General features: G+C 45.2%; 7 protein-coding genes and 1 tRNA gene. 3 read left to right on the forward strand and 5 right to left on the reverse strand.

Translation table 11 applies throughout. The features are described 5' to 3' along the window. Positions 1 to 13: 13 nt before the first annotated feature. Positions 14 to 90 (forward strand) — tRNA-Met (locus GQE98_RS06245). Between the two features lie 174 nt (positions 91 to 264). Here the strand turns inward: GQE98_RS06245 and GQE98_RS06250 are convergent. Beyond that, positions 265 to 1,362, reverse strand: coding sequence for a trypsin-like peptidase domain-containing protein (locus GQE98_RS06250; protein ID WP_161314834.1), 1,098 nt, complete (start codon positions 1,360 to 1,362; stop codon positions 265 to 267). Positions 1,363 to 1,725: 363 nt separating this feature from the next. Here GQE98_RS06250 and GQE98_RS06255 point away from each other — a divergent pair, with 363 nt between their 5' ends. After that, positions 1,726 to 5,391, forward strand: a complete 3,666-nt coding sequence (locus GQE98_RS06255; RefSeq protein ID WP_202526125.1) for a YobI family P-loop NTPase — start codon at positions 1,726 to 1,728, stop codon at positions 5,389 to 5,391. Between the two features lie 385 nt (positions 5,392 to 5,776). On the opposite strand, the gene GQE98_RS06260 is transcribed toward GQE98_RS06255, so the two are convergent. From GQE98_RS06260 to GQE98_RS06270, 3 genes are all read right to left on the reverse strand, one after another. After that, positions 5,777 to 6,940 carry a hypothetical protein gene (locus tag GQE98_RS06260; RefSeq protein WP_161314835.1) on the reverse strand — a complete coding sequence of 388 codons (1,164 nt, stop codon included), beginning with the start codon at positions 6,938 to 6,940 and terminating at the stop codon, positions 5,777 to 5,779. A gap of 103 nt (positions 6,941 to 7,043) precedes the next feature. Beyond that, positions 7,044 to 7,292, reverse strand: coding sequence for a helix-turn-helix domain-containing protein (locus tag GQE98_RS06265; RefSeq protein ID WP_202526126.1), 249 nt, complete (start codon positions 7,290 to 7,292; stop codon positions 7,044 to 7,046). 187 nt (positions 7,293 to 7,479) lie between these two features. Continuing rightward, positions 7,480 to 8,280, reverse strand: a complete 801-nt coding sequence (locus tag GQE98_RS06270) for a hypothetical protein (RefSeq protein WP_161314836.1) — start codon at positions 8,278 to 8,280, stop codon at positions 7,480 to 7,482. A gap of 327 nt (positions 8,281 to 8,607) precedes the next feature. Here GQE98_RS06270 and GQE98_RS06275 point away from each other — a divergent pair, with 327 nt between their 5' ends. Continuing rightward, positions 8,608 to 9,231, forward strand: coding sequence for a hypothetical protein (locus GQE98_RS06275; protein ID WP_161314837.1), 624 nt, complete (start codon positions 8,608 to 8,610; stop codon positions 9,229 to 9,231). Here GQE98_RS06275 and GQE98_RS06280 read toward each other — a convergent pair whose 3' ends face one another. Next, the gene (locus GQE98_RS06280; RefSeq protein ID WP_202526127.1) at positions 9,232 to 10,407 is read right to left on the reverse strand and encodes a tyrosine-type recombinase/integrase; all 1,176 of its coding nucleotides are present in this window, start codon (positions 10,405 to 10,407) and stop codon (positions 9,232 to 9,234) included. Positions 10,408 to 10,683: the final 276 nt, after the last annotated feature.

Genomic DNA, 10,683 nt, shown 5'->3' on the forward strand with positions numbered 1-10,683 from the left:
CTTCATATCCTGTCGCGGGGTGGAGCAGCCCGGTAGCTCGTCAGGCTCATAACCTGAAGGTCGTAGGTTCAAATCCTACCCCCGCAACCAATATTAACGCAGCTATATCAATAAGATATCGGCGTTTTTGCGTTAACGAACATTCCCTATAAATCATCAATGGAAGCATATTGGAAGCAGGTGGCTTAGTGCTGATACGCTAATGGGAAACGATTAATATGGATACGATTCCGGCAACGAATTAATTTGAAATGTAATAGTGAATTAATTCTTGTTTTGGAAAGCCTGTATACTCTTCAGGCCGGTTTGGGCAATCGCTTCTTGAGCCGCTTTTGCCGCTGTCTCTACAAGAATTGAAGCCTGCTTGCCCGGTAGTTTTATATGAAACCTAATCCAATCGTCACGGAGTTTTTCTTCTTCGTATGCGGCTCCTTTCATCGATACTAATCCTGCATCGACTCCAATTTTTAGAAACTGAGGCTCTCGCGCCATTACATCAAAGTAGAATTTCTTTCCGTCATCATGAAAATGTACTGACGCTACCAAAAGGCCTCCCTCTGCCACAAAATCTGCTCGCTCTGTATTCCAGAAATCTTCCCATCTTTCCTTTTGACAATCAGGTAGTAGTTTGTTCTGAGCAAGGCACTCGTAAATTGGTTCTACGGAAAGCACTGAAAGGAAACCGAGCTCGGCAGGCTGCCCTCCTTGGATAAGACTCTGTGTAATGACACCAAGGGCGAAATCAAACTCATGTATAGCCAAGCCACCACTAAAACCGCCACGAGGGATTGCTGAAAGTATGAAGGTTGCGTGAGATTGAGCCCTTGTCCAAGTAACGGTATTAATTTCAGCACGTGCTGATATTAACTCGGGCGCTGTGGTGAAAGGAATGGGTGGATAGCCAAGGATTAGAGCCTCGGACAATCGCCATTCATTTCTGATAATCCAATCATCGAGATGACTACCTAAAGGCACAAAGGGTCGATTTGGGTGAATTTTTCCCACACGAAATACGGCGATATCTGCTTTTTCATCGTTATGGAAATATGGGCCGTCTGTTAGACTAAGTGACTCGTGCAAAAGCGGCCAAGTGGGCGGCGATCCTATAAGTTCCGCTAGCTCGTCGATAGCCTCTTGAGGATATTCCGGTACCACTTCTTGGATTGGAACACGTAAGTGCTCACTGAGCACCACTTCTTCTATAAAGTAATTTTCCACAACGTGACGGGCCGTCACAAATACCCCTTCTCCGACGTGAAACGCGCTTCCGATACCGCAGTTCCCAGCGTCATCTTTAACGGCAATGTAGGCCATTGCAGGCGCGTATTTTTGCAAAAGAGTTTGGCGTTCCAATGTGTCCATTTATCTACCGTATATATTTTTTGGGACCATTAAATACATTTCACAATTATAGCAGCTATTTCCCTACATTCATTTGCGCGTGTCTTATTTTTTAGAACCCAAAGGGCGTAGGTTCAAATCCTACCCCCGCAACAAAATTAAACGCCGCTATATCAATCATATAGCGGCGTTTTCGCGTTAATAATTATCCCCGATAAATAATCAATGGAAGCAATACGAAAGCAGATGGATAAACGGCAATCATCTAGTAGAGCCTCCAATACACCAATGGCAATTAAATCTCACACTATAGTATTTCAGAAAAGAGTAAGAGGTGGTACAAAATAAGAACAAATAAAGTTTTACCAAAGCGTATCGTGGATCATGTTTCAAAAACTTAAAAAATTACGGACATCCCTTGCCAGTTGGACCAGCAATTCCGGCCAAGATAATTCTGAGTATGTTGATCTTGCTCCCACAGACAAAGCCGACAAATCCGGGATCTATTCTGATGCGCTGATCAAAGCGACCAAGAACCCAAATGTGTTCAATATTGCTCTCACCGGACCTTACGGCTCAGGAAAAAGCAGCATCATAAAAACCTTTCTCAAGAAACATAGAAAGTATTGGCTATTTAAAGAACGAGTGCTGCAAATTTCGCTTGCAGCCTTTCTTCCTGAAGCAGATGGTTCAGTGACTACTGAAAACACTTTTGAGAAAGATAGCTCAGCTGAAAACGATGGCGCCAAGGGCAATCAGCCGAAAAAGGGCAATGTCAGCAAACAGGAAATCGAAAGAAGTATCTTACAACAGATGCTTTATGGAGGGGACGCCAACAGCCTTCCGCTGTCAAGATTCAAAAGAATACAATCGCCAAAATGGTGGTCCCCGTTTGTTTCACTATTCATAGTTTTAGGGCTGGCCGCATGCTGGCATTTGATACAACGAAAAGAAGATATTTTAGACGGATCGTATATCCAACCTCTTGATCATACTAACTGGTTCAATTTAGCTTGCTTTGTATTGGGATTTTTGTTTGTTTGGAAGACATTACACTATATTTACATCAAGAGTTTCGGCGTATCCCTAAAGAGCATCTCGCTCAAGGATATCGAGATAACGCCAGAGACCGCCCGAGAAGAGTCTATTCTCAATCGTCATTTGGACGAAATCATCTATTTCTTTCAATCGACAAAATATGATTTGGTCGTCATTGAAGATTTAGATCGCTTCAACAACCCCGACATTTTTGTGACCTTGCGCGAGATCAACAGTCTCATAAATGCCAATGCGGGTGTTAAAAGGCAAATACGTTTCCTCTACGCGCTTAGGGACAATATGTTTGTGAACACGGATCGAACCAAGTTCTTTGAGTTCATTGTTCCTGTAATACCGATCATAAACAGCTCCAACTCAATCGATAAAATCATTGAACAAGGAAAACGCCTGTCTCTGGACAACCATTTTGATCGCCAGTTTTTGAGGGAGGTATCGCGCTATCTTAATGACTTGCGGCTAATCCAGAATATCTTCAACGAGTATACCATTTATGGCAAAAATCTGAAGACGGATGTAGAGAACATCCTTGATCCGAACAAGCTCCTTGCCATCCTGATTTATAAAAACGTACTGCCAAGTGATTTTGAAGAACTCCACCGGGAAAAGGGGAAACTTGCCGAGATACTTAACAAGCATAACGAGCTGATCAAAAATGCGGAAACGCAATACAAGTCGCAGATATCAGAACTTGAGCAGCAGATTAATGACGCTGAGAAGCAAGTGTCTTCCAATTTGGGAGAACTCCGCAAGATTTACGCGATGACTTTGATAGACAAGATTCCGCATGGCTACACGACAATTGAATTCAATGAAAAATCTATCAACTCGATCCAATCCCTTTGGAGCCACGAAGACTTTGAGCAGCTCTTGGAAACGCGACAAATTACGTGTCGCACACCGCAAAAGCAGAGGCGGAATGTAGTTCTCGCTGGCTTGCAGGAAGAGGTTGACGCGGACAAGACTTATCAAGAACGAAAACAAGAGATCGAGCACAAATCTGACGAATTCAGAAATAATGCATCGAAGACCATCAGGGAGCTAAGAGCCAAAATTTCTAACCTACGAATGACCAAATTTAATGAAATCATTCGGATCGATATAAATAGTACGGAAAGGTTATTTGAGGCGTTTGGGGAGAGCAAGGAACTCGTCAAATTTTTGGTTTTTGAAGGGTTTCTGGATGACACTTATTATCAGTATACGTCTCTTTTCCATTCCGGCCGCCTCTCCCCTAATGACAACAAGTTTCTGATCCAAATCCGAGCTTTCAACAACCCCGAGTCAGATTTTCAGATTGACAATCCGAAGGAAGTCATTGCCGCCATGCGCGAAGATGACTTCCGGCAGCATTTCGTTCTCAACGTGATTCTTGTTGACTGCATGTTGAGTAACCCGAATGAGTGCGGTCATCAGATTTCAGGGCTACTTGAATTCATATCTTCAAATTTTGAAGAATGTGGTGCGTTTTTTACAACCTATTATGAAAGGGGAAAGCAAATTTCTGAGCTGACATCCGGACTGCTCGGCAAATGGCCCGGGTTCGTATCGGCCGCACTCGGAAGTTCAGAGAACGTCACTCATGTTGCGAGGTTTATCGCTCATCTACCCGAAGAACATCTCAAAACTCTGCATCAAAAAGATGACCAAATATCGAAGTTTGTCTCGACGAATTTATCCGAGATTCTGGCACTGGGAGTTGATTTCGACCCTGATCGTCTCAAACTCCTTCCATTCGAAACGCAAGAGTTAAAGAATATCCAGCAATATCCGGCAATTGTCCGATTATTAATCGATGAAGGACTATTCAAAGTTACCATTGAAAACATCGAATTCATCTTTCGAGATGTATTTGGCTTGCCCAATGTGGAAGAGCTACAAACCAAGCACTATTCGACCGTCTTGAAAAGCGCTAGAACGAATCTAATCAACAAAATTGAAGATGATTTTGAACGCTATTTTAAGAGAGTTCTACTTACACTTGAAAATAATGCCGAAGAAGATGTTTCAAGTATTATTAAAGTGATCAATCACGAGGAAATTGAAGGTAAGGAACTGGAAGAGTTCATCGACAAACAGTCCGCAAAGTTGCCTTCACTTGATCACGTCCCGGCGCGGCTATATGCATCATTATTCAGGTTGCAGAAAATTAACGCCTCATGGGACAATTGTCTCGGGTTTGTTGCTAGCAAAAATTTTGATGCAGATACGCTTACGGCATTTCTTGAACAGGATGATACAAAGGCCGTGCTTTCTTTGGTCACTATCGACGACGATGAGCCCACACATCCGCTACGTCAATTCTTGATCCACAATAACGATATGGAAGAGGACGCCTACAGAACTTATGTCCGAGTGCTTCCAAAGCAATTCAAACAATTTCCAAACGATATCGATTCAGGAAAATTGCTTATACTTATTGAAGAAGAAAAAATCACATTTTCAAAATCCAATTTCGCCCGTTTGGCAGATCACCTCGATTACCAAGTGTCATTCATTGAAAAAAACATAGAACGCTACTTTGAGATCAAAGATCAATTCACTTTTGATGATGACTTCCGGGAAAAGCTGTTAAATTCCGACATTACCGATGATCAAAAGCTGAGAATCATTGGCGATATGGACATGGCGTTGATTGCCGGTTTGCCGGCGCGCGCTTTTGCTATCGGTGCGCTGTTTTATCGTACCAACGCCGATTTCAGTTACTTGACGGATGAAGCTGCTCAAGCAGTGATCATCAGTACAAAGCCTGTCGAGGTCCAAGTTGCACTCTTCAATAAATGTCATAACATCCTATCAGACGATCAAATCAGGCAGACGCTACAGAAAATGCCGGATCCTTTTCCAGATTTCAAACCGGGATGGCGGCAACCAACAATACCGAACACTGAAGCTAATGTAAAATTTGTGGAATTGTTGGTTGCACGCAGAATTATTTCGTCTTGGAGAGTGTTTTGGTCTGAAGAAATTCGAGTTTATAATTTTCGAAGCTGAAATGAGAGTGAGCACGCAGCCGCCAAGCTGGCTTGGCGGCAGTGATGGAATAACGAGGCGAGCGGCAAAGCCGTCCGTGGGCGGCTACTGTGCTAAAAACGCTATTGGCGCTCCGCCTTTTCGAGCTTGGAATAAAAATAGTCCGTATCCCGGCACAAACTTTCATGCACCAGCTTTTGAACAGTCTCGGGAAAGTTTTCCGGGGAGGTGGCTTACCTGTCTTCTAATATCGCCGCATATGAGGCGGAGAGGCCCGTTATTTACCGCCCAGCATCTTTGGATGTTCACGGTGAATTGCTTTTTGCACGGTGCTGGGAAAGACGTTGCAGGCTAACTCAAAGAGATCGGATAGCATTTTCTGCTACGTTTATGCTTGATTAATTAGCTAGCTCGATTTCGAGTGTATTTTAAGAATAATTCTATTCTGCGCCCTATCTCTGCTCTCAAAAAAGCGAGTATCAGGATCGTTTATCCTGTTCGATACAGTTTGCCCAATATACTGACCGAATGTTTCCCTAATTGCTTCATCTGTTAATTCGAGTGCCGCCGCAAGCCCAGCCGCATTACCTGAAATTTGCTGAATATAAGTTTCTGCCTGTTGTTTGCGAAACACTTCCCGCACTTGTCCGGGAACAAGCCCGGCGCGGTAGTCGGTCAGCTTTCTCGATAAGCATTCTGTGGCCGCGACCCAAAGCGGATGCATGCGCTGCCGAGTGACATTGCCGTCTGTCTGGAAGTCACCGAGATAGCGCACTTTCTCAATCGCATCATTAAACACATCGCCAATGGAGTTTTCCAGATCGAGGAAGGTCCGAATGTTCCATTTGTCCTTGAGTTCCTTCTTTCCGGCTCTCAGTTCAACCCGCCAGATATTCTTGGTCGTATCCTTCTGGTCTACTTCCCATACGTTGAACCAGTAATAGGCTCGCTGCTCAATAGCTGCCTTTCGCTTGTTATAAACGATCATTTGCCGACCTGGCATCTTGCCGATGGTCACAGACCCAATGCACCGCCCCTGAAAGACAAGGGAGGGGATATTGGGGTCCTGTTCTTTCTTCTCTTCAAAGTAAGGCGAGACTTTAGAGCGATGATGCGTAACGAATTGCATGTGATTAAGCTCGAAGGTTTCCGGCATCAGAAAATCCATCGCGAAGTCTACGCGCCGGATACTCTCTGTGCCGAAACGGCAGCCCATGGCTTTAAGGGTGTCAAGGAGACGATTTTTTGTTTCCTGATAGCTGTGACAGGCGAGGGCGCTTGCATGAGGTTTGACGGCAATATTCCATTTACTGGGGTCTGCACTGTCCTTGAAGCTCCAAAGGTCTCCTGTGGGCCCGGTATCGAACAGGAAAGCATAGCCACCGGTCAGGCCATGGGACGCTATATGTCCCGTAACGTTTCCCGGTCCAATTGTCACCAATTGCCGTTCCTGCAATTTTGCCGCTTCCTGCTTGGCTTCGCGAAAGACTTCTAAAGTCTCAATTGGTAATGCTCCCAGAAAGGCAACTTCAATAGTGTCAAAACCTGCATAGAGTTGTTTGATCTTCATGGTTACGCTCTTTTACGCTCAAGTAATTCTAGAGGGGGGTGTTACAAAGACCCCCCTCATTACAGAATCCTCTGTGAGATAGTTTGAAGTTTCAGGAGTTGGTTCACCGATTATCGGCTTGCGTCGTATTCGCGACGAGAAGGGACTCTGCCCAAGCGATTAAATCCCTACGGCGGTAGCGGATGGAACGGGAGGAAACTTTGACAAAATCCGGTCCACCCCCGCGTACTCGCCAGTTTTGTAGAGCCCGGACGGTATATCCTAGAAAGTCGGCAGCAACCCGCTCATTGATCAGGCTATCGTAATAGACTTGGTTTTCAGTAATTTCTTTGGTTGTCAGCTCATTTTTCATAGTAATAGTTGTCCTTCAAAAGTTAGTGAATGACATAACTATCGCCAAAGAAGACTTATGAAAAAACTCCCCAACTGTTTTAAATAAACCCCGGAATTTGACCCTTGGGTTTAATCCTGTTTAAAAATAGGGGCTTGGGATTCAAATAATTTAAACCCCGGACTGTAAAAAAGTAAAAGTCTGGGGTTTAATTTGTTCGGCGACCCGGTTTCTTCCATTGAATTGGGGCATGGTCTTTCCAGACGCCATTGAACATATTGCGGGTAAGATTGTGAATTTCGGTGTTCATTGCCTGCCAGCAATCTTCCTTTTTCATTCTTTCGTGTATCTCGGCTAGCTTTGCCATATGCCGGATGGTTTGCTCCTTTTTTGTTAGAATTTCCGGCTCACTCTCGACAAGAGGCTGAAGTGTTGTCAGCCATTGCTCAAATGAGTCTTTTGAAACAAAGACTGGAGCGTCCCCGCGTGTGCTATATTCAGGTGGCGCGGTCGCAAGGGAAAGGGTTACGGAAACTTCAAAACTCTCGTAGTCGCGCCAGAGTTTCCAGTCGATGATCTGGTCCAGCCCGAAAAGGGCTTTTACCTTTTTATTGGCAAAGCCTAAAAACAGGATTTCCCGGGCCTGCCGTCCGCGCTGATATTGGTCATAATCGGCAATCAGGGTTTCCCGGTAAGAGGGCAGGGCGCATTTTTGGTTTAGAAGCTCCTGCTCTTGTTTCTGGAGCTCGAAGAGCCGCTGGTCAATTTGCTCTTTCTCCTGTCCCATTTCCAGCCTGCCGCCTTTCTGAAAGAGCGCCATCTTTTCAAGTTCTATCGTATCGAGCTGGTCATCCAGTTCCTTAAGTTGGTTCTTTAATATTACCGGATCATCGGAAGGGGATGCAAACGCTTCCATGCCCGTCCAGTCGCTTCGATACAAATGCCGCCCGAGACGATCAAACGCCTGCAACAGAAAATAATAGTTATCGAGATCGAATTTGAGCGGCATGGGATTAAACCCTTCTGGATAGGCAGCGTATTGGAGAGAAAATAACCCATAAGGGAAAGAGGCGGAAAAATAAACCACCGGCGCATACCAGCGTGACAATTCCCTTACGGGATAATGTGAAAACTTCCCATACGGATGTGAGTCGAAAAGCGTGGAGAAGTAGAGCAGAAAACCTTTAGAACCGTTTCGTATCGTATCGTTACGTAGAGCATTATAAAACCCCTATGGGCAAAGGAAGTCGAAGGCATTGCTAAAATAGATTTTGAATATATTCTACTTAAGGTATTTTTTTAATAAACGTTAAGCTATGAGATGAGGTGGCTGGAAATGTCAAAACTTATTCAATGCCCGGTCTGTGGTAATTCGATATCTGTAAATGCGACTTCTTGTCCTTCGTGTGGAGAGCCTATTGCAGAGCAGGTCTCCCATCAAATTCAATCAGAAAAAGCGGAGAAAATAAGTAAGCTTCTTGCGCGAAAAAAGCGAAATAAAAGCATTTTTGTCAGTCTTATGGCGATATGCTTCATAGTTTTTATTGTTCTGCCAATTTTATCCAATTTTGGTGGTGTAGATATGGAGGAGTTGAAGAAGACCGACCCTGACAAATATGAGCAGTTGATGAAGGAGAAAGCAAAAAAAGAAAAAGAAGAGGCTGAAAGGTTAGCTGCCCAAAAAAAGGAAGAGGCAGAAGATCGTAGGGCCGGGTTTCACTGCCTTAGTCCATGGGACGGTTCTCATCGACGGGTAAGTCAGCAAGTGGAAGAGATGATGCGAGAGCCTGATAGCTTTGAACACATTGAGACTAGGATATCTCCTGTTAACTCGAATGGAAATCATAATCTTGTCATGACTTATCGCGCGAGAAATGGGTTTGGGGGAATGAGTATAGGAAAGGCCACGGCTATTATTAAGAACAGTAATTGTGAAGCGACAATCTTATCTACCGAATAATTAGTTATTGATGTTAATGAATTTTTTTGAGGCCATTAACTTCGCAAGTTCTTCGGATATTTTATCAGCAGACCCCTGAACTGGATCATCGGCGAGATGGGCATAGCGGGCCGTGGTCTGCACCTGACTGTGCCCCAGCAGCTTGCCGATCATGGGAAGGCTCTCGCCAGAGCCGACGGCGATTGACGCGAAGGTATGCCGCAAGTCGTGAAGGCGGACATCTTCCAGATTGGCCGCCATACGTATCCGTCGCCATGGCTTTTGCATATCCGTGATATGGGAGCCGGGAAGCTTCCCGGTAATGACATAGGGGTTATCTTCGATACGCTCGATCCCGGCGAGAACGTCCAGCGCCGCCGGTCCAAGATAGACCCTTTTTGGTCCCGTCTTTGAATCCGGCAGAAAGGCGGAGTTGCCTTTTAAGTATTCCCATTTGAGGGTCTGTATCTCTCTAAGGCGGCAACCGGTCAGGATCAAGAGGCGAATACAGTTGATGGCCGATCGCGATTCATCGCCTTCCGTTTTCAGATCAGCAAGGGTCTGGCCTAGGCGGGAAAGTTCCTCGCCGCTTAAATACCGTTCGCGTTTCTTCTCTTCATATTTTCTGACATGACGGCAGGGATTTGTCCCTTCGGGACGAAGGCCCCAGACTTCCGCCTGATTGAACATCACCGAGAGAACGCCCAAGGTCCGGTTCGCCTGATATGGCTTATCCCTATGCTTGTGATGCAGTTCGGCAATATCACTCCGCTGCACTTCCTCCACCTGTACCGTTCCGAAGGCGGGCTTGATAAAAAGGTCCATGCAGCGCCGATATTCCTTCGCCGTGCTTTCCCGGCAGTGGGAGGGCACATAATCTGACATAAAGCGTTCGCAAAGTTCCGAGATAATAGCCGCCCCGCGCTTGCGCTTGGCTTCCTCGGCAGGGTTTTCCCCATGGGCAATGCCGCCAAGCAGCTCACGAGCCTTCTCCTTGGCTTTTTCGGCGGTTACTGTTCCGTACCGCCCGAGCCCTTTCCGCCGGGTGCGCCCGCCGCCATCGCGATACTGGATCAGGAAGGTTTTCCGCCCAGACGGCAAAACCCGCAAGCCATAGCCGGGCAGGGTTTCATCCCAGACAAAATAGTCTTTCTCTTTCACAGATAAGCCGTCAATGGTACGCTTGTTCAATCTCATGTTCGCTTCCATCACTCGTTTCGGAAGCATAATGGAAGCAAATGACAGCGAAAATCAAGATGTTTGTGAGAGGTAAGGAGTAGCAATCATATAAAATAATTTAATTATAACAATTCTATATGATTAAATTTGTGACTATGTGATAGATCGTGATAATATCTATAAACTAACTCATAACCTGAAGGTCGTAGGTTCAAATCCTACCCCCGCAACCAACAATATCAACGGCTTAGTGAGTAATCACTGAGCCGCTTTTTGTTGNNNAAAAGACGCTTA

It is taken from the genome of Sneathiella litorea (assembly GCF_009882915.1).
In the GTDB taxonomy this organism is placed as follows: domain Bacteria; phylum Pseudomonadota; class Alphaproteobacteria; order Sneathiellales; family Sneathiellaceae; genus Sneathiella; species Sneathiella litorea.